The sequence below is a fragment of the Acidovorax cavernicola genome (assembly GCF_003581445.1).
In genome coordinates this window covers 120,702-140,236 of record NZ_QXMN01000002.1, presented here as the reverse complement: position 1 = coordinate 140,236, position 19,535 = coordinate 120,702, and the positions used below count along the sequence as shown (strand labels likewise).

Here is a 19,535-nt window from a genome sequence, read left to right as displayed (position 1 = left end):
GGCGCGCCCATGAGCAACTCTTCGCTCCAGGACGCGCCGCTTTCGTCTTTGCCGGAGCGACCCGTGTCATCCACTTTCCCCGCTGCTGCCGCTTCTCTCGACCTCGCGGCCGAGCGCGCGCGCACCTCCGCCGCTCCTCCGCCGCCCGTGAAGGCGGCCCGTTCCGGCCCCATGGCCGACCGCCTCTTCGGCTGGGCCGCCAAGGGCGCCGCCCTGCTGACGCTCGCACTGCTGATCGGCATCCTGCTGTCGCTGATCGCTGGCGCCTGGCCCGCCATCACGAAGTACGGCCTCGGCTTCCTGACGAGCAGCGTCTGGGACCCGGTGAAGGACGAGTACGGCGGCCTCGTGATGATCTACGGCACGCTGGCCACCTCGTTCATCGCGCTGGTGATCGCCGTGCCGGTGAGCTTCGGCATCGCACTGTTCCTGACCGAACTCTCGCCCAACTGGCTCAAGCGCCCGCTGGGCACCGCCATTGAACTGCTGGCTGCCGTGCCGTCCATCGTGTACGGCATGTGGGGCCTGCTGGTCTTCGGCCCGATTCTTTCCACCTGGGTGCAGCAGCCGCTGCAGAAGCTGCTGTCCGGCGTGCCGTACCTCGGTGCCCTGGTGTCCGGCCCGCCCGTGGGCATCGGCATCCTGTCGGCCGGCATCATCCTGGCCATCATGATCATTCCGTTCATCGCCTCGGTGATGCGCGACGTGTTCGAGGTGACGCCCGCGCTGCTCAAGGAGTCGGCCTACGGCCTGGGCTCCACCACCTGGGAAGTCGTCTCCAAGGTCGTGCTGCCCTACACCAAGGCCGGTGTGATCGGCGGCATCATGCTCGGCCTCGGCCGCGCACTGGGCGAGACCATGGCCGTCACGTTCGTGATCGGCAACATGAACCAGCTCAACTCCCTGTCGGTGTTCGAGGCTGCCAACAGCATCACCTCGGCGCTGGCCAATGAATTCGCCGAAGCCGGCGCGGGCCTGCACCAGGCCGCGCTGATGTACCTCGGCCTCGTGCTGTTCTTCATCACCTTCGTCGTGCTGTCGCTCTCGAAGATGCTGCTGGCACAGATGAAGAAGAGCGAAGGAACCAAGTCGTGAGCAGCACTGCGCAAAACCTGATCAACGCCAAGACGTTGGCCGACACGCGCCAGGCGAAGTTCGCCGCGCGCAACCGCATCAACAAGATCGCGCTCACGCTGTCGCTCGCCGCGATGGCTTTCGGCGTGTTCTGGCTGGTGTGGATCCTCTGGGAAACGCTGCGCCAGGGCGTGGGCGGCCTGGCGATCGCCACCTTCACCGAGATGACGCCGCCGCCGAACGAGGCGGGCGGTATCGCCAACGCCATCTTCGGCTCGTTCGTGATGGTGGCGCTGGCCACCTTCGTGGGCACGCCCATCGGCATCATGGCCGGCATCTACTTGGCCGAGTACAACCCCAAGGGCCTGCTGGCCTCGGTCACGCGCTTCGTCAACGACATCCTGCTGTCGGCGCCGTCGATCGTGATCGGCCTGTTCGTCTACGCCGTGGTGGTGGCCTACTTCAAGACCTTCTCGGGCCTGGCCGGTGCGCTGGCGCTCGCGCTGATCGTGATTCCGGTGGTGATCCGCACCACCGAGAACATGCTGCAGCTGGTGCCGCCGGGCCTGCGCGAAGCGGCCTACGCACTGGGTACGCCGAAGTGGAAGGTCATTCTGAGCATCACGCTGCGCGCCGCGCGCGCAGGTGTGGTCACGGGTGTGCTGCTGGCCGTGGCCCGCATCGCCGGCGAGACCGCGCCGCTGCTGTTCACCGCGCTGAACAACCAGTTCTGGACCTCCGATGTGAGCCAGCCGATGGCCAGCCTGCCGGTCACGATCTTCAAGTTCGCGATGAGCCCGTACGAGAACTGGCAACAACTGGCCTGGGCCGGCGTGTTCCTGATCACTGTCGCCGTGCTTGCCCTCAACATCCTGGCGCGCGTGCTGACGCGCAACAAACACTAATTCAAGAAGGCGCCAACATGCCAAACACCGTTGCACAACAACCCGCGTCGCGCTCGAAGATCTCGGTCAAGGACCTGAACTTCTACTACGGCAAGTTCCACGCGCTCAAGGGCATCAACCTCGAGATTCCCGAGAACAAGGTCACGGCCTTCATCGGCCCGTCGGGCTGCGGCAAGTCGACCCTGCTGCGCACCTTCAACCGCATGTTCGAGCTGTACCCCGAGCAGCGCGCCGAAGGCACGATTGCCCTGGACGGCGAGAACCTGCTCACGTCGAAGCAGGACGTGGCGCTGATCCGCGCCAAGGTCGGCATGGTGTTCCAGAAGCCCACGCCGTTCCCGATGTCGATCTACGACAACATCGCTTTCGGCGTGAAGCTGTTCGAGAACCTCTCGGCCAGCGAGATGGACGACCGCGTCGAGTGGGCCCTGAAGAAGGCGGCCCTGTGGACCGAAGTGCGCGACAAGCTGCAGCAAAGCGGCTCGGGCCTTTCGGGCGGCCAGCAGCAGCGCCTGTGCATCGCACGCGGCATTGCCATCAAGCCTGAAGTCCTGCTGCTCGACGAGCCGTGCTCCGCACTCGACCCGATCTCGACCGCGAAGATCGAAGAGTTGATCGCCGAGCTGAAAAACGAGTACACCGTGGTCATCGTGACCCACAACATGCAGCAGGCCGCCCGCTGCAGCGACTACACCGCCTACATGTATCTCGGCGACCTGATCGAGTTCGGCGCGACGGAACAGATGTTCTTCAAGCCGCAGCGCAAGGAGACCGAGGACTACATCACCGGCCGTTTCGGTTGAAGTGAAAGGAAACACCATGACCGAGAAACACCTTTCCAGCCAGTTCGACAGCGAACTCAACGGCGTCTCGTCGCGCGTGATGGAGCTCGGCGGCATGGTCGAGTCGCAGATCCACCAGGCCGTGTACGCCTTGCTGCAGTTCGACCCCGAAGCCGCTGACCGCGTGATGGAGACCGAGAACCGCGTCAACGCGATGGAGATCGAGATCGACCGCGAACTGTCGTCGATCATTGCGCGGCGCCAGCCCACGGCGCGCGACCTGCGCCTGCTCATCGCCATCAGCAAGACCACCGCCAACCTGGAGCGCGTGGGCGACGAGGCCAACAAGATCGCGCGCATGGTCAAGTCGATCATCGAAAGCGGATCGGCCCGCCAGCTGCCCACCACCGAACTGCGCATTGCCGCCGACCTGGCCTCGAACCTGCTGCGCACCGCGCTGGACGCCTTCGCGCGCCTGGACACGGCCGCGGCGCTGTCGATCCTGAAAGACGACGACCTCATCGACAAGGAGTTCGACGGTTTCGTGCGCAAGCTGGTCACCTACATGATGGAAGACCCGCGCACCATCTCCGCCAGCCTGGACCTGCTGTTCCTGGCCAAGGCCATCGAACGCATCGGCGACCACGCCAAGAACATCGCCGAGTTCATCATCTACATCGTCAAGGGTGCCGATGTGCGGCACACTTCCATGGAGGAAATCGAGTCTGCCCTCCAATGACAAACCCCCAGGCTTCGCGCACTTCGTGTCGCTACGCCAACCCCCTTGCAGGGGGCAACGCCTGCGGCCCGGCAAAGCCGGTTCCGCGGCGTTCGCTGGAAGGAATCGGGGTGACCCGCAAGTGAGCAAATAACATGAAGAAACCCAGAGTCCTGATCGTCGAAGACGAATCCTCGATCGCCGAGCTGATCGCCGTCAACCTGCGCCACAACGGCTTCGAGCCGATCTGGTCCGAAGACGGCGCTGCGGCCCAGCGTGAAATCGACGCCTTCCTGCCGGACCTGATCCTGCTCGACTGGATGCTGCCCGGCCAGAGCGGCCTGCAGCTCGCGCGCCAGTGGCGCAAGGACCCGCGCACCAAGGCCATCCCCATCCTGATGCTCACGGCGCGCGGCGACGAGCCCGACAAGGTGGCCGGCCTGGACGCCGGTGCCGACGACTACATCACCAAGCCGTTCTCCACCCAGGAAATGCTGGCGCGCATCCGCGCCGTGCTGCGCCGCCGTGCGCCCGAGGTGGTCACCGAACGTGTCGAGATCGGCGAGCTGGCCCTGGACACCTCCACCCACCGCGTTACGTGGCAGGGCGGAGCGCTGAAGGTCGGCCCGACCGAGTTCAAGCTGCTGGCCTACCTGATGCAGCATGCCGAGCGCGTGCACAGCCGCGCACAGCTGCTCGACAAGGTATGGGGCGACCACGTCTACATCGAAGAACGCACGGTCGACGTGCACGTCAAGCGCCTGCGCGAGTCGCTGGGCGCGGCAGCGCCGATGGTGGAAACCGTTCGCGGCGCAGGTTACCGGCTGACGGCCCAAGTCACGGTGTGAGCACCGCGGCGAGCCTCGGCGGCGGGCGCGGATAATCGCCCGCCATGCCTTTTCGTATTGCTACTTTTTTAATAGCATCCCTCGTAATTGCGGCGGGTGCTGTCGGCCTTTTCGGCTGGAAGTACGGCTGGCTGGGCGCCTGGTTGGGCGCGGTGGTCTGGCTGGGCCTCGATGCCTGGCGCGCAGAGCGCCTGCTGCGCGTGCTGCGCAACGACGCGGCCGGGTTGCCGTCGCGTGGGCCCGGCGTGTGGGGCGAACTGTCGGAGCGCATCCGCAAGCTGCTGCGCGAGCGCGAACAGCAGACCCGGCAGGCCGAAGACCGGCTGCAGGAGTTCCTGGCCGCGATCCAGGCGTCGCCCAACGGTGTGGTGCTGCTCGACGAGCAAGGCCGCATCGAGTGGTGCAACCAGACGGCGGCAGGGCAGTTCGGCATCGACGCCGAGCGCGACCTGCTGCAGCACCTGGCCAACCTCGTGCGCGACCCGGCGTTCGTGGCCTACCTGGCTTCATGGAACTACAGCCGCGACGTGGTCATCGATGCGCCGGGCCTCGGCCATGCGCAGCATCGCGGCCATCCGGTGCGGCTGTCGGTGCAGGTGCATCCCTATGCCGGCAACCGGCGCATGCTGCTCACGCGCGACATCACGGCGCTCGAGCAGGCCGAAGCGATGCGGCGCGACTTCGTGGCCAACGTGTCGCACGAGATCCGCACGCCGCTCACGGTGCTGGCGGGCTTCGTCGAGACGCTGCAGAACCTGCCGCTGGACGCCGACGAGCGCACGCGCTACCTCTCGCTGATGGGCGCGCAGTCGCACCGCATGGAAACGCTGGTGAACGACCTGCTGACGCTGTCGCGGCTGGAAGGCAGTGCGGCGCCGTCGGGCAACCAGTGGGTGCGCATGCGCGCGCTGCTGGCGCAGTGCGAGGACGAAGGGCGCGGCCTGTCGGGTCGGCTCACGCCGCAGGGGCACCGGCTCACGTTCACGTCCGAGGCCGAGTCCGAGCTGTCGGGCGCGGCCACCGAGTTGCAGAGCGCGATGTCGAACCTCGTGAGCAACGCCATCCGCTACACCCCCGGTGGCGGCGAGGTGGCCGTGAGCTGGCGGGTGCTGCCCGACGGGCGCGGTGAATACGCCGTGCGAGACACCGGCCCAGGCATTGCGGCCGAGCACATTCCGCGGCTCACCGAGCGCTTCTATCGCATCGATCGCAGCCGCTCGCGCGAAACAGGCGGCACCGGGCTCGGGCTGGCGATCGTGAAGCACATCGCGCAGCGCCACGGGACCGAGTTGCGCATCGAGAGCACCGTAGGCAAGGGCAGTCGTTTCGCGCTGCTGTTCCCGGCGACACGGGTGCGCGAGGCGCGGGTGATGGTCACCAAGTAAGTCGGCAAGCCGCGAGGCGCCTGACCCGGGTCAGCGCGCCCGCGCCTTCATCGTCCAGCGCAGCAGCGCGACGAACAACAGCGCGGTGAGCGCCAGCGCGATGGCGCTCATGAGCCAGAAGGCCAGCGGCGACTGCATGGCCGGCCACGGCCCCAGGCCGCGGTAGGCCAGCAGGTAGCTGCCGCCCAGACCCATGCCCCAGAGCATCGTGCAGTAGATGACCAGCGGCGCCAGCGTCACCCGGTAGCAGCGCAGCACGAAGACGCACAGCGTCTGGAAGGCATCGGCAACGTGGTAGATCGCTACGGTGACCAGCAGCGCGGCCGCCTGCGCGATCACGGCGGGATTGTCGGAGTACACATTGGCCAGCGGCGTGCGGAAGGCCGCCATGGCGCCGGCATAGAGCAGGGCGAACAGCGCCGTGAGTTCGAAGCCGAGCCGGCAGGCATGACGGGCCCTGGTGGCGTCACCGGCGCCGAGCCAGAAGCTCACGCGCGCACTCGTCGCGATGGCGAGCGACAGCGGCGTCATGTAGGCCACGGCCAGCAGGTTCGACGCGATCTGGTGGGCGGCCGCCGCGGCGGTGCCTAGGCGTGCGATGAAGAGCGCCATCAGCGTGAACGACGTGACCTCCACCAGCACTGCGAGGCCGCCGGGCACGCCCAGTCGCGCGAACAGGCGGATCTGGCGCCAGTCGGGCGCCTCGATGCGTTTCCACAGCTGGTAGTCGCGGTAGAACGCGCCGTGGCGCAGCAGCCAGATCGCACAGCCGAGCATGGCCCAGTTCACGCACAGCGTGGCCCAGGCGCAGCCCACCAGCCCCATCGCAGGAAGGCCGGCGCCACCGAAGGTGAACCAGACCGACAGCGGCAGCTTCACGATCAGCGAGGCCAGCTGCAGCCAGGTCACGAGCTTGGGCTTGCCCAGGCTCTGGTTCAGCGTGCTGAAGAGTCGAAAGAGAAGGGCGGGCGCCAGCGCAAAGGCCAGCACCGCGAGGTAGGCCTCGACCTCGCCGCGCATGTCCGCCGGCACCTGCGTCCAGCGCAGCGCGGGGCCGGGCAGCAGCAGCACCGTCATGCCCACCACGACGGCGATGGCCGCGAGGTAGAGCGACTGTCGCACCGAGCGGCCGATTTCGCTGCCCCGGTTGGCGCCGTGCAGTTCGGCCCATACGGGCAGCAGCGCCTGCAGCACGCCCATCAGCGAGACATACACGCTGACGAAGATCGCGGCACCCACCGACAGCGCGGCCAGTGCGCCTTCGGAGTAGCGGCCCGCGATGATGGTGTCGGCCACGCCGAAGGCCATCACGGCGAGCTGGCCGATCAGCACCGTGCCGGCGTGCCGCGCGATGAGTCCCCGTTCGCTGCTGTTCTGTGTGCCGATGGTGCTGCTGCTGCTCACGGGTCAGCGCACGATCTTTTCGTAGAGCAGCAGGTCGTCCGCGGGGCTGCTGGGACGGCGCAGGGTGCCGCTGAAGCGCCACTGTTCCAGCGGGATGATCGTGTGCAGCCGCTCGATGGTGTCGGGGCTCACCAGCAGCCAGGGGCAGTCGTTGCCCAGCAGCAGCGGTTGCAGGTTGAGATTGCCGTGGTGGCGCAGTGCCGCGATGTGCGGCCGGCTCAGCGCCAGTTCAGCGACGCAGCGTGGATGGCCGATGCGTTCGGTCACGGCACGCACCTGCGGGATGTAGCTGCGCGCGTAGTCGATCGGCGGCAGCCAGAGCGTCATCAGCAGCATCCAGCACAGGGCGGTGCCGCCGGCGGGCAGCACCAGCGTCTTCCAGAGCGCGGCGCGATGGCGGCCGGTGCGCCAGCGCACCAGCCAGCACCAGGCCAGCGTGGCGGCCAGCGCGAGCACGAAGGCGACCGGCGAGAACTCGGCCACGAAGCCAGGCACCAGCCGCGCGACGCTGGCGGCGGCCTTGCGTGGCGCGCCTGTCAGCATGGCGATCCAGTACATCCAGCCGAGCACGGCCAGGCCGCTGAAGAACAGGACGTTGAACCAGTCGATCAACGCTGCTGCACTGCGCCGGAAGGTCGGCAGCGCGAAGGCGGCCAGCGTGGCGAAGGCCGGCAGGGCCAGCAGCAGCGAACGGTCGGAGAAGTCGGTGGTCCAGGTGGCGGCCAGCGGCACCAGCGCGAACCACAGCGGCAGCGCCAGGTGGCGCTCGAGCAGCTGGCGGCGCCAGCGCCAGAGCGTCCAGATCGCGAGCGGCCAGACCGGCCAAGTGAACCACAGCAGCAGCTTGGCCTGGCTGCGCACGTCGGACAGCAGCGAGTTGCCCAGCGTGATCTTCCATTGCGCCAGGCCCAGGCCGAAGACCAGCGCGGCGGCCAGCACGGTGATGCCGGCCATTGTCAGCAGGGCACCGAGGGTGAAGCCGGGGCCGCTCTCGTCGTCATGGCTGCTGCTGCCTGCTTCTTCGCGGGCGGCGCGCTGGCGGCGCTCGTAGACCATGTACACGGCGCTGCCGATGGCCAGCGCGAGGCCGACCGTCGGCCCGCCGCTCAACGTCATGCCGAGGGTACCGATCACGAGTGCGATCACCGGGCCGACCCGGCGGTAAGGCAGTGCGGCCACGCCGTAGAACAGGTGCGAGGCGAAGTACAGCTGCGCCAGCGCAGGCGTGGTTTCATGCCCGAGCTGGGCGAGGCCCAGCGAGGCGATGAGCGCCAGCAGGCCGCCGTCGGCGATGGCGCGGGCGTAGTCGGTGGGACGCGCCTCGCCGCCGAAGGCAAAGGCCACGGGCTGGGCGCGCGGTGTGCGGGCGAGGTAGTAGACCGCATACCAGGTTGCGGTGAAGGTGCCCCACAGCATCAGCGCGAACACGAAGCGCACCGCCAGGTCGGGGTTGACCCACGACGGGGCCAACTGGATCGCCCAGGCGCCGATCCAGTAGGGGATCAGCGCGGGCGTCTCGGGGCGCATGCCCAGCAGCAGCGGGTCGAACCAGCGGGCGATGCCCTCGGTGCTGCGGGCCAGTTCGGCCATGTAGCCGAAGGCCGTGATGTCGGCGCTCTTCCAGGGGCCCCGGCCGAGCAGGCCCGGCAACAGGTAGGCCGCGCACAGCAACAGCAACGCGACGCGCGGCAGCCGGCGGACGGCATTCTGGGCAACGATCGCGGGGGTCGGCTGGTTCAAGGCGAGGGCGGAAGAGGGAAACGGGTGATTGGAAAGAAAAAGGGCAGCGCGGTAAACCGGGCTGCCCTCGACGCCAGAGCGCGTGCCTGATTACTTGGCAGCGGTCTTGCCGAAACGGTTGCGGAACTTCTCGACGCGACCACCCATGTTGTCCACCGACTTTTGCGTGCCGGTGTAGAAGGGGTGCGATTCGCTCGTGGTGTCCAGCTTGAACAGGGGCAGCTCGCGACCGTCGTCGGTCGTGCCCATTTCCTTGGTGTTCGCGCACGAACGGGTCACGAACTTGAAGCCGTTCGACATGTCGACGAACAGAACTTCGCGGTAATTCGGGTGGATGCCTTCTTTTGCCATGGTGTTTCCTTTTGCGCTGTTGGAATCAATGCGCGGTCGATGCGAGAGCCACCAGCGTGCCAGCAATCTGGCGCGCCGCCCTGAGGCCTTCAAGCGAAGTGAAGGCCAAGGAAGCCGGGCGACGCTGCCCAGCCGCACTTTTCGCGGAGCCCATGATTATCGCATACTGCCCCAATTGCGAGCAAACCGGGCCCTTCCATGACTTCTACACCTCTTCGTGCCGGCCTCGTCGGCTACGGTTTCGCCGGCCAGACCTTCCATGCACCGGTGCTTTCGGCTGTTCCGGGACTCGAGCTGGCGGCGGTGGCGAGCTCGCAGCCGCACAAGGTCCATGCCGACTGGCCGGGCGTGGCCGTCGTGCCCGACGTGGCGGCGCTGGTCGCCCGGTCGGACATCGACCTCGTGGTGGTGGCAACCCCCAACGCCCAGCACCACCCCGTGGCAAAGGCCGCCCTGGAGGCCGGCAAGCATGTGGTGGTTGACAAGCCGTTCACGCTCGATGTGACCGAGGCGCGGGAGCTTGAATTGTTGTCACAACGCAACAATCGGGTGCTCGCTGTCTACCAGAACCGGCGCTTCGACGCCGACTTCCTGACGCTTCAGCAGGTCCTGGCGTCCGGCGAGTTGGGGCGCCCGGTGTACCTGGAATCGCATTTCGATCGCTTCAGGCCCGGGGTGCGCGAGCGCTGGCGGGAGCAGCCCGTGCCGGGTTCGGGTCTGTGGGTGGATCTTGGCTCGCATCTGCTCGATCAGGCCGTGCAGCTCTTCGGCCGGCCCGACACGTTGCAGCTCGACACGGCCGCCTTGCGCGATGGCGCGCTGGTCGAAGACTATTTCCATGCTGTGCTGCGCTACGAGCGCGGTCCTCACGCACCCTTGCGCGTGGTGCTGCATGCCACGACGCTCGCGGCCCATGCGGCACCGCGCTACATCGTGCACGGCACGCGCGGGAGCTACGTGAAGCACGGCGTCGATCCGCAGGAGGATGCCCTGCGCGCCGGCCAGCGGCCGCCAGCCGAAGGCTGGGGCGCCGATCCGCTCGACGGCGAGTTCACGCTGATCGGTGGCGACGGCGCGCCGCAGTTCCGCGCGGTGCCGACGCAGGCGGGAAACTACGTCGACTACTACGTGGCGATCCGCGATGCGATTCTTGGCAACGGGCCGAACCCCGTACCGCCCGCGCAGGCCGTCGCGTTGATGGAGTTGCTCGACATCGGTCGCCAGAGCGCTGCCGAGGGACGTGCCATCCGCATCGAGCGCCCATGAAAAAAGCGCGTGGGCCCGTGAGGGCCAACGCGCTTCTTGCGGAAGAGCAGGGTGTGCTCAGCCGCCGCGACGCATCATGTCGAAGAACTCGACATTGGTCTTGGTCGCCTTCATGTTCTTGAGCATCAGCTCCATCGACTCGATCTCGTCCATGTTGTACATGAGCTGACGCAGGATGCGGGTCTTCTGCAGGATCTCGGGTGCCAGCAGCAGCTCTTCGCGGCGCGTGCCGCTGCGGTTGAGCTGGATCGAGGGGAACACGCGCTTTTCGTACAGGCGGCGGTCGAGGTGGATTTCGGAGTTGCCGGTGCCCTTGAACTCTTCGAAGATCACTTCGTCCATGCGGCTGCCGGTGTCGATCAGCGCCGTGCCGATGATGGTCAGCGAGCCGCCTTCTTCCACGTTGCGCGCGGCGCCCAGGAAGCGCTTGGGGCGCTGCAGCGCGTTGGAGTCGACACCGCCCGTCAGCACCTTGCCCGACGAGGGCACGACGTTGTTGTAGGCGCGGGCCAGACGCGTGATCGAGTCCAGCAGGATCACGACGTCCTTCTTGAGTTCGACCAGGCGCTTGGCGCGCTCGATCACCATTTCGGCCACGTGCACGTGGCGCGCTGCGGGCTCGTCGAAGGTCGAAGCAATGACTTCGCCCTTCACCGTGCGCTGCATCTCGGTCACTTCTTCAGGGCGCTCGTCCACGAGCAGCACCATCATGTGCACGTCAGGGTAGTTGGCGCTGATCGCGTGGGCGATGTGCTGCATCATCACCGTCTTGCCGCTCTTGGGCGGTGCCACGAGCAGGGCGCGCTGGCCTTTGCCGATGGGGGCGATGATGTCGATGATGCGGCCGGTGAGGTTCTCTTCGCCCTTGACGCCTTCGCGCTCAAGCTTCATCTGTTCCTTGGGGAACAGCGGCGTCAGGTTCTCGAACATCACCTTGTGCTTGTTGGCTTCGGGTGCGCCGTCGTTGACCTTGTCGAGCTTGGTCAGTGCGAAGTAGCGCTCGCCGTCCTTGGGCGTGCGCACTTCACCTTCGATCATGTCGCCGGTGTGCAGGTTGAAGCGGCGCACCTGGCTGGGCGAGATGTAGATGTCGTCGGTGCTGGCCGTGAAGCTGGTGTCGGGGCTGCGCAGGAAGCCGAAGCCGTCGGGCAGGATTTCGAGCACGCCGTCGGCGAAGACCTGTTCGCCGGCTTTCGCGCGCTTCTTGATGATCGCGAACATCAGCTCCTGCTTGCGCATGCGGCCGATGTTTTCGATCTCAAGCGCCTCAGCCTGCTTGAAGACTTCAGACACGTGGAGTGCCTTGAGTTCGTTTAAGTGCATGGAACGACCCCTGGAGGGGTAATCGAAACGGAAACGGGGGGAGGTTTGATGTGGGGCAAGAACTGCCTCACGAACCGGGGAACTCGAACCGGTTGCCTGATGAAAGGCCCGGTGAACTGAGGGCGATTATGACAGGAAAATCGCCCCGGCCAACGCCTTGCGCGCTGGCCGGAAGAAATGCATCAGGCGAGTTGCTGGTCGATGAAGGCCGTGAGTTGCGCCTTGCTCATGGCACCGACCTTGGTGGCGGCCAGCTGACCGTCCTTGAACAGCATCAGCGTGGGGATGCCGCGAATGCCGAACTTGGCGGGGATGTCGCGGTTCTCGTCGACGTTGAGCTTGGCGATCTGCAGCTTGCCTTCATAGGCGGTCGATACCTCATCGAGGATTGGCGCGATCATCTTGCAGGGGCCGCACCATTCGGCCCAGTAGTCGACCAGAACCGGCTGGCTGGACTTGAGAACGTCGGCCTCGAAGGAAGAATCGGAGATATGTTTGATCAGTTCGCTGGCCATGTGATGTGTCCTTGTGCGCAGAGAGAGTTTCGGTGCAGCTAAAGTGCTGGTCATTGTGACAGAAACCAAGGGGTGACGTGCCATGCGGCCCGGCTATGGCGGCGATAGCCAAAGCCCTTGGCGGCCCTGGCGCCGACCTCCTCAACCCCCTCGATAGAACATGAACGAAGGCCACCCCGTCCAGGCCCTGTGGTGCGAACCCGCCGACGGCGTCGTCGCGCGGATCGTCCGCGCGCTCGGCGAGCGGCAGCTGCATGCGGCGCGCACCGTTGTGCTGGTGCCGTATGCGCAGCTGATGGCGGTCGCGCGCGGCATGTGGGCGCGTTGCGGCAGCCCGGGCTTCGTGCCGCGCTTCGAGACCACGCACAACTGGGCGCGCAGCGCGGGCGGCTTCCTGCCGGCCGGCTACGACATCGCCTTCGACATGGCGCGCGATCTGGTCACGGCGCAGGGGCTGCTTGCGCAGTCGGGTTTCCAGTCCGAACGCTTCGCGCTCGCGGGGCGCGTGGTCGAGCTGGCCTACCAGCTGGCGCCGTTGGCCGCGGCCGTGACGCCGGAGCGGCGCAGCACCGACTGGGCAGAGGGCGCTGCCAAGGTGGCCGATGCAGGCAGCGAATCGGAGTGGTTCCGCATCGAGAGTGCGTTGATCCGCGTCGCCGTGGCCTGGGCTGCGAACTCGGGCTATGCGACCGACGTGCTGCTGAGGGATGCAGCGCGCACCCAGGTCGATGCGCTGATCGTGCTCGAAGGCTTCCAGACCGACCCGCTGACGCAGGCGCTGTGCGCGCTGTGGGGCGACCGCGCGATCCGCATTCCGCTGGTGCCCGCCGACGCTCCGCTGTCTGCAGCTCATGCGCATGTCGCGCTCGATCCAGAAGACGAGGCCCAGCTGGCCGCTGCCTGCGTGCTGCAGCACCTGGCCGAGGGGCGTGCGCCCGTCGCGCTCGTTGCCACCGACCGCGCGCTCACCCGCCGCATCAGCGCGCAGCTGAGCACGCAGGGCATCGTCACGCACGACGAAACCGGCTGGAAGCTCTCCACCACGCGCGCCGCCGCCACGCTGATGAGCGCACTGCGTGCTTGCGCGCACGATGCCGCCACCGACCAGGTGCTCGAGTGGCTCAAGAGCGGTGCCGAGGTTGATGCGTCCGCCGTCCAGTCGCTCGAAGCGCGCCTGCGGCGCGAAGGCGTGCGCGACTGGCAGGCCTGGTGCGCGTTGATCGCGCGCAGCGACAAGGCGCAGGACGAAGGCCTGCGCACCTTCACCGCCACCATCGAAGCTCGCCGTGCGCCGATGGCGCGCGCGCGTTCCCTGGCCGACTGGCATCGCGCATTGCGCGAGCTGCTGACGGCCGGTGAACAGTGGGACGCGCTCGCCGCCGACTTCGCCGGCGCCAAGGTGATTGCCGCCCTCTGGCTCGATGCCGATGCGCACGGCGAAGAGGACGAGTTCCCCGGTGGACGCCACAGCCTCGCCGAGTTCACGGCCTGGACGCGCGACGTGCTCGAAGACGCCAGCTTCGTGCCGCCCGCCGGCGACGACGCGCCCAAGGTGTCCGTGCTGCCGATGTACCAACTGCTGGGCCGCGTCTTCGGCGCCGTCGTCATTCCCGGCTGCGACGACCGGCGCTTGCCCGCATCGCCCGAGCCGCCGGGCAACTGGAGCGCGGCGCAGCGCCTCGACCTCGGGCTGGCGTCGCGCGAGACGCTCGAGATCGCGCAGCGCGCGGCCTGGGCCATGGCCACGCGCAACCCGTGCTGCGACCTGGTCTGGCGCCATTCCGACGCCAGCGGCGAACCCGTGCGGCCGAGCCCGCTGGTGCAAGCCCTGCAACTCGCCCACGTGCTGGAGCCGGGTATCGACCCCCGCACGCCGCGCGACGTCGCCGTGACACCGACCCTGCGGCCCACGCCTTCGGGCGCACTGCTGCCGCTCACCAACGTGTCGACCAGCATCTACGAAGACCTGCGCCGCTGCCCCTATCGTTTCTTTGCGCTGCGCCAACTGGGCCTGCGCACTGCGGACGAGCTGGATGCCGAGGTCGACAAGCGCGACTTCGGCAACTGGCTGCACGCGGTGCTCGGCCAGTTCCACGAGACCCTGCGCGACACTCCGACGAGTGATGCGCAGGCGCGCGCCGTGTTGCTCGCCGACACCGCGCGCGAGGTCACGCAGGCGGTCGGATACTCTGATGCCGAGTTCCTGCCGTTCGCCGCGGCGTGGCCGGCGGTGCGCGACGGGTACCTCGAGTGGCTCGCGAAGCATGAAGCGGGCGGAGCGGTCTTCGTGGAGGCCGAGCCCTGGAAGGAGCAACTCCTGGGCAAGTTGCTGCTGGTCGGCCGGCTCGACCGCGTCGATCGCACCGCCGACGGCCAACCCTTCGTGATCGACTACAAGACCGAGACCGCCTCCGTCACCAAGGAGCGCGTGAAGGACCCGACCGAAGACACGCAGCTTGCGTTCTACGCAGCGCTGGTGGCTGACGACACCTTGCGTGCAGCCTACGTCAACGTGGGCGAGAAGTCGTCCGGCACGCAGACCGTCGAGCAGCCGACCGTGGTCGAGGCACGCGATGCGCTCGTCGCGGGCATCATCGACGACTTCGCGCGCATCGCGCAGGGCGCACCGCTGCCACCGCTGGGCGAGGGGACCGTGTGCGATTTCTGCGCCGCACGCGGCCTGTGCCGCAAGGATTTCTGGGAGGTCTCGCCATGAACGGCGCAGCCTACGAACACAACGGCCGGCACATCGCGCGGGAAGCCTTCTACACCGTCGCCTGCGACCCGCGGCGTTCGGTGGCGGTCGAAGCTTGTGCAGGTGCCGGCAAGACCTGGATGCTGGTGTCGCGCATCGTGCGCGCCTTGCTCGAAGAGGGTGATTCGGCCTGCGAACCGCACGAGATCCTGGCCATCACTTTCACCAAGAAGGCGGCCGGCGAGATGCGCGAGCGGCTCGACCAGTGGCTTGCGCTGTTCGCCGAACTCGACCCGGCCGCCTCGCAACGCGAGCTCGTGATGCGTGGCATGACGCAGGAGGCCGCGCAGGCCGCCGTGCCGCGCCTGCAAGGGCTCTACCGGCGGCTGCTCGAAGGCGGCCGGCCGGTGCAGTTCCGCACCTTCCACGCGTGGTTCGCGGGCCTGCTGCGCAACGCGCCGCTTGCCGTGCTGCGCGAACTGGGGTTGCCGTCGAACTACGAGCTGCTCGAAGACGACGCCGAGGCACGCAACCACACGTGGCGCCCGTTCTTCGAAGCGGTGACCGGCGATGCGCGTGCGCTGGCCGACTACTACGCCGTTGTCGCCACCCATGGCCGCTCGCAGACGGCCAAGGCGCTGGGCGAGGCGCTGTCGAAGCGCGTCGAGTTCTCGCTGTCCGATGCCGCAAGTGCCGTGGCGCCTTTCGACGTGCTGTTCCCGGCCCTGCAAGGGCTGGAAGTGCCGACCGATGCCTTGCGCGGCGAAGCGGTGCGCCGCCGCTGGCTCGACCGCGCCGCCGCCCTCGGCCGCGAAGCCAACAAGACACCGCAGAAGGCGGCCGAAGCCATCATCGACGTGTTCGGCACCAGCGAGCCCGCGCCCGAAGCACTGGCCGATGCACTCGCCGTGCTGCGCAAGACCTTCTTCGTCGCGACCGAAGACCGGCTCACCAAGAACCTGCAGAAATTCCCCGCCGCGCAGGAAGCCGAGACCGAACTGCAGCTGCTGTGCGCCGCGCAGGCCCAGCATTCGGCCTGGCTGTATCAGCAACGCATGACCCGGCTCACGCGTCTGCTGATCGCCGCCTTCGGCGAGGTCAAGCGCGCGCACGGTTGGGTCGACATGAACGACGTCGAGCAGGCCGCGCAGCTGCTGCTGGGTCAGTCGGCGCTGTCGGGCTGGGTGCAGGAACGGCTCGATGCGCGCGTCGCGCACCTGCTGATCGACGAATTCCAGGACACCAATCCGCTGCAGTGGCAGGCGCTCTACGGTTGGCTCAGCGCCTACACCGGCGCGGGCGGCAGCGCGCCGCGCGTGTTCATCGTGGGCGACCCCAAGCAGAGCATCTACCGCTTCCGCCGGGCCGAGCCGCAGGTGTTCATCGCCGCCAAAAAATTCGTGCGCGAAGGGCTCGGCGGCGAACTGCTCAACTGCGACCACACGCACCGCAACGCGCGCGCCGTGGTCGACCTCGTCAACAGCGCGATGCTGGCTGCGCAGGCGGCCGGCGAGTTCGACGGCTACCGGGCCCACACCACCGAGCGCGGCGATGACGGCGAACTGCTGAAGCTGCCCGCCATCGATCGCGACGCGCTGGACGCCGAGGCCGCCTCCGCGCCGGCCGACGACGGCATGCTGCATTGGCGCGACAGCCTCGTCACGCCCCGCGTGTTGCCCGAGGAGCAGCTGCTGCAGAAGGAATGCGAACAGGCCGCGCGCTGGGTTGCGCAGCGCATCGCCGACGGCACGCCGCCGCGCCAGATCATGGTGCTGGCTCGCCGCCGCAGCCGGCTGTCGGCCATGCAGGACGCGCTGCGCCGCCGCCACATTCCCGTGCAGCAGCCCGAGAAGAACGACCTGAACGATGCACCCGAGGTGCAGGACGTGGTCGCGCTGCTCGACGCGCTGGTGTCGCCCGCGCACGACCTGTCGCTGGCGCGTGCGCTCAAGTCGCCGCTGTTCGGCATCGACGACGAGACGCTGGTGCAACTGGCACGCTGCCAGCGCGAGACGCCGGTGGCCAGCTGGTTCTCGCTGATCCAGAAAGGCGAGGGCCTGCCGGCCGTGCTGACCGAGGCCGGCGTGCAGCTGCGCCGCTGGCAGCGCTGGCTGATGGCGATGCCGCCGCACGATGCGCTGGACGCCATCTTTCACGACGGCGACGTGCTCGCGAAGTTCGGCGCCGCGGTGCCGGCGGCCTTGCGCCAGAGTGCGTTGGCCAACCTGCGCGGGCTGGTCGCCGCTTCGCTCGACATCGACGGTGCGCGCTTCGCGACGCCCTACGCGCTGGTGCGCGCCTTGCGCGCGGGCGGCGTGCGCGCGCCCACCGTGGCCGCGCCAGAAGCGGTGCAGCTGCTGACCGTGCACGGCGCCAAGGGCCTCGAGGCCGACACCGTGCTGATGCTCGACTGCGACGCGCCACCGCCGCGTGCCCAGACCATGGGCGTGCTCGTCGAGTGGAAGGGCAGCGACAGTGCGCCGACGCGCTTCGTGTTCCTGGCCAGCGAGAAGACACCGCCGGCCTGTGCTGCCGCGCTGCTCGAAGAGGAGCAGCAGGCGCGCCACCGCGAGGAACTCAACGGTCTCTATGTGGCGACCACGCGGGCGCGTGAGCGGCTGGTGCTGTCTTCGGTGAAACCGTCGCGCGCCAACGAGGGCAGCTGGTGGACGCGGCTGGAGCCGCTGTGCGAGCCGACCGAGGTCGATGAGCCGCTGGTCGAGGCGTCTGCCGCCGCGGAAGCAGGCTCGACCACCTTCGCGATGAAGCAGCTGCCCGCGCCGCTCGTGGCGACAACTGGTGCGCCGCCCGAAAAGAAAAAAGCCCAAGACACCACGGTCGATGCGCGCGCCGCCGCGTTCGGCCAGGCCATGCACCGGTTGCTCGAATGGGCGGTGCCCGGCGAGGCCTTGCCGCCGGCCCACGTGCGGGCGGCTGCGCGCGAATTCATGCTCGATCCGCAGCAGGCGCGCGGTGCCGCGGCGCTGGCCCAGCGCATCCGCGCGGGGGCGGGTGCCTGGGTGTGGGACGATCGCAGGGTCGACTGGCATGGCAATGAGGTCACGCTGGTCCATGAGGGCGACACCTTGCGCATCGACCGATTGGTGCGCGAGCGCGCCACCGGCGCATGGTGGATCCTCGACTACAAATCGGCCGCGCGCCCCGAACGGGACGCGGCCCTGATCGCACAGATGCAGCGCTACCGCACTGCCGTGCAACATGCCTACCCCGGTGCCACGGTGCGCGCCGCGTTCCTGACCGGGCAGGGCGAACTGGTGAATCTCGAATGACTGTTTCTTCCACCGTCGCCGTCATCGGCGGCGGCCCTGCCGGCCTGATGGCGGCCGAAGTACTGAGCGCGTCCGGCGCGCAAGTGCATGTGTACGACGCGATGCCCTCGGTGGGCCGCAAGTTTCTGCTGGCCGGCCGCGGCGGCCTCAACCTCACGCACTCGGAGCCGTTCGACGTGTTTGTCACCCGCTTCGGTGAGCGCCGTGCCGAGCTCGAGCCGCTGCTCGCGGCCTTCGGCCCGCAACAGGCGCGCGAATGGGCGGCGGGACTGGGCATCGAGACCTTCGTCGGCACGTCGGGCCGTGTGTTTCCGACCGACATGAAGGCCGCGCCCTTGCTGCGCGCCTGGCTGCACCGCTTGCGCGCCGCGGGCGTGCAGTTCCACATGCGCCATCGCTGGGTGGGTGAGGGGGCCTTCGATGCGAACGCATTGCGCTTTGCGACGCCGATGGGCGAGGTGACGGCCAAGGCCGATGCCGTCGTGCTGGCCCTGGGCGGCGCGAGCTGGGCGCGCCTGGGCTCCGACGGGGCGTGGGCGCCGTGGCTGCAGGCGCAGGGCGTGGCCGTGGCACCGTTGCTGCCCGCCAATTGCGGCTTCGATGGGGCAGGCTGGAGCGAGCATTTTTCAAGCCGCTTTGCCGGGCAGCCCTTCAAGTCGGTCGCGATCGCGTTCACCGACAGCCAGGGGCGTCACTTCGCGCGCAAGGGTGAGTTCGTCGCCACGGCCACCGGCATCGAGGGCAGTCTGGTCTATGTGGCGTCGGCGCTGCTGCGCGACGAGATTGCTGCGAACGGCAGCGCGACATTGCTGCTCGACCTGCTGCCCGACCGCAGCGCCGAACAGGTGCTGGCGGCGGTGAAGCATCCGCGCGGCGCGCGTTCGCTGAGCAGCCACCTCAAGAGCCGGCTCGGCATCGAGGGCATCAAGGCGGGCGTGCTGCACGAAGCGCTGAGCAAGGATGCGATGCAGGACCCGGCGCAACTGGCGGCCACCATCAAGGCGGTGCCACTGAAGCTGGTCGCGACGCGGCCGGTCGACGAGGCGATCAGCACGGCCGGTGGTGTGCGCTTCGACGCCCTCGATCCGGCGCTGATGGCGACGGCCTTGCCCGGCGTCTTCGCGGCAGGGGAAATGCTCGACTGGGAAGCCCCGACCGGCGGCTACCTGCTCACGGCGGCGATGGCCAGCGGTGCGGCTGCCGCGCGCGGCGCGATCCTGCGGCTGGGGCTGTAGCGCA

General features: G+C 68.1%; 15 protein-coding genes. 10 read left to right on the top strand and 5 right to left on the bottom strand.

Going from position 1 to position 19,535, the window contains the following annotated elements; all coding sequences use genetic code 11:
- Positions 1 to 9: 9 nt before the first annotated feature.
- The 6 genes from pstC to phoR all read left to right on the top strand — a co-directional run bounded on the left by pstC (position 10) and on the right by phoR (position 5,712).
- Positions 10 to 1,095: a phosphate ABC transporter permease subunit PstC gene (gene pstC, locus D3H34_RS03495; RefSeq protein WP_119552057.1), complete on the top strand. Its 1,086-nt coding sequence runs from the start codon at positions 10 to 12 to the stop codon at positions 1,093 to 1,095.
- Positions 1,092 to 1,979, top strand: coding sequence for a phosphate ABC transporter permease PstA (gene pstA / locus D3H34_RS03490; RefSeq protein ID WP_119552056.1), 888 nt, complete (start codon positions 1,092 to 1,094; stop codon positions 1,977 to 1,979). Before pstC ends, pstA begins: the two co-directional genes overlap by 4 nt.
- A gap of 17 nt (positions 1,980 to 1,996) precedes the next feature.
- On the top strand, positions 1,997 to 2,782 hold the full coding sequence (gene pstB / locus D3H34_RS03485) for a phosphate ABC transporter ATP-binding protein PstB (protein WP_119552055.1): 786 nt from the start codon (positions 1,997 to 1,999) through the stop codon (positions 2,780 to 2,782).
- A gap of 16 nt (positions 2,783 to 2,798) precedes the next feature.
- Entirely contained in the window at positions 2,799 to 3,500 is a 702-nt protein-coding gene (gene phoU / locus D3H34_RS03480; protein ID WP_119552054.1) for a phosphate signaling complex protein PhoU, read from the top strand.
- Between the two features lie 134 nt (positions 3,501 to 3,634).
- Positions 3,635 to 4,327 carry a phosphate regulon transcriptional regulator PhoB gene (phoB, locus tag D3H34_RS03470; RefSeq protein WP_007836652.1) on the top strand — a complete coding sequence of 231 codons (693 nt, stop codon included), beginning with the start codon at positions 3,635 to 3,637 and terminating at the stop codon, positions 4,325 to 4,327.
- 44 nt (positions 4,328 to 4,371) lie between these two features.
- Positions 4,372 to 5,712: a phosphate regulon sensor histidine kinase PhoR gene (gene phoR / locus D3H34_RS03465; RefSeq protein ID WP_167481111.1), complete on the top strand. Its 1,341-nt coding sequence runs from the start codon at positions 4,372 to 4,374 to the stop codon at positions 5,710 to 5,712.
- A gap of 30 nt (positions 5,713 to 5,742) precedes the next feature.
- Here the strand turns inward: phoR and D3H34_RS03460 are convergent, their stop codons facing one another.
- The 3 genes from D3H34_RS03460 to D3H34_RS03450 all read right to left on the bottom strand — a co-directional run bounded on the left by D3H34_RS03460 (position 5,743) and on the right by D3H34_RS03450 (position 9,207).
- Complete coding sequence (locus D3H34_RS03460) at positions 5,743 to 7,116, bottom strand: MATE family efflux transporter (RefSeq protein ID WP_286185417.1); 1,374 nt, start codon at positions 7,114 to 7,116, stop codon at positions 5,743 to 5,745.
- Between the two features lie 3 nt (positions 7,117 to 7,119).
- Positions 7,120 to 8,856: a hypothetical protein gene (locus D3H34_RS03455; RefSeq protein WP_119552052.1), complete on the bottom strand. Its 1,737-nt coding sequence runs from the start codon at positions 8,854 to 8,856 to the stop codon at positions 7,120 to 7,122.
- A gap of 90 nt (positions 8,857 to 8,946) precedes the next feature.
- On the bottom strand, positions 8,947 to 9,207 hold the full coding sequence (locus tag D3H34_RS03450; RefSeq protein WP_119552051.1) for a type B 50S ribosomal protein L31: 261 nt from the start codon (positions 9,205 to 9,207) through the stop codon (positions 8,947 to 8,949).
- 198 nt (positions 9,208 to 9,405) lie between these two features.
- Here D3H34_RS03450 and D3H34_RS03445 point away from each other — a divergent pair, with 198 nt between their 5' ends.
- Complete coding sequence (locus D3H34_RS03445) at positions 9,406 to 10,473, top strand: oxidoreductase (RefSeq protein WP_119552050.1); 1,068 nt, start codon at positions 9,406 to 9,408, stop codon at positions 10,471 to 10,473.
- Positions 10,474 to 10,530: 57 nt separating this feature from the next.
- On the opposite strand, the gene rho is transcribed toward D3H34_RS03445, so the two are convergent.
- Complete coding sequence (rho, locus tag D3H34_RS03440) at positions 10,531 to 11,796, bottom strand: transcription termination factor Rho (protein WP_062473130.1); 1,266 nt, start codon at positions 11,794 to 11,796, stop codon at positions 10,531 to 10,533.
- A gap of 182 nt (positions 11,797 to 11,978) precedes the next feature.
- The gene (gene trxA / locus D3H34_RS03435) at positions 11,979 to 12,311 is read right to left on the bottom strand and encodes a thioredoxin TrxA (protein WP_093195545.1); all 333 of its coding nucleotides are present in this window, start codon (positions 12,309 to 12,311) and stop codon (positions 11,979 to 11,981) included.
- Positions 12,312 to 12,471: 160 nt separating this feature from the next.
- Here trxA and D3H34_RS03430 point away from each other — a divergent pair, with 160 nt between their 5' ends.
- The 3 genes from D3H34_RS03430 to D3H34_RS03420 are packed head-to-tail and all read left to right on the top strand — an operon-like array spanning position 12,472 to position 19,531.
- Positions 12,472 to 15,027 carry a PD-(D/E)XK nuclease family protein gene (locus D3H34_RS03430; RefSeq protein WP_119552049.1) on the top strand — a complete coding sequence of 852 codons (2,556 nt, stop codon included), beginning with the start codon at positions 12,472 to 12,474 and terminating at the stop codon, positions 15,025 to 15,027.
- Positions 15,024 to 18,296: a UvrD-helicase domain-containing protein gene (locus D3H34_RS03425; RefSeq protein ID WP_119552048.1), complete on the top strand. Its 3,273-nt coding sequence runs from the start codon at positions 15,024 to 15,026 to the stop codon at positions 18,294 to 18,296. Before D3H34_RS03430 ends, D3H34_RS03425 begins: the two co-directional genes overlap by 4 nt.
- Positions 18,293 to 19,531 (top strand): TIGR03862 family flavoprotein, encoded by a 1,239-nt coding sequence (locus tag D3H34_RS03420; RefSeq protein ID WP_119552047.1) that lies wholly within the window; start codon positions 18,293 to 18,295, stop codon positions 19,529 to 19,531. Before D3H34_RS03425 ends, D3H34_RS03420 begins: the two co-directional genes overlap by 4 nt.
- The last annotated feature ends 4 nt before the right edge of the window (positions 19,532 to 19,535 follow it).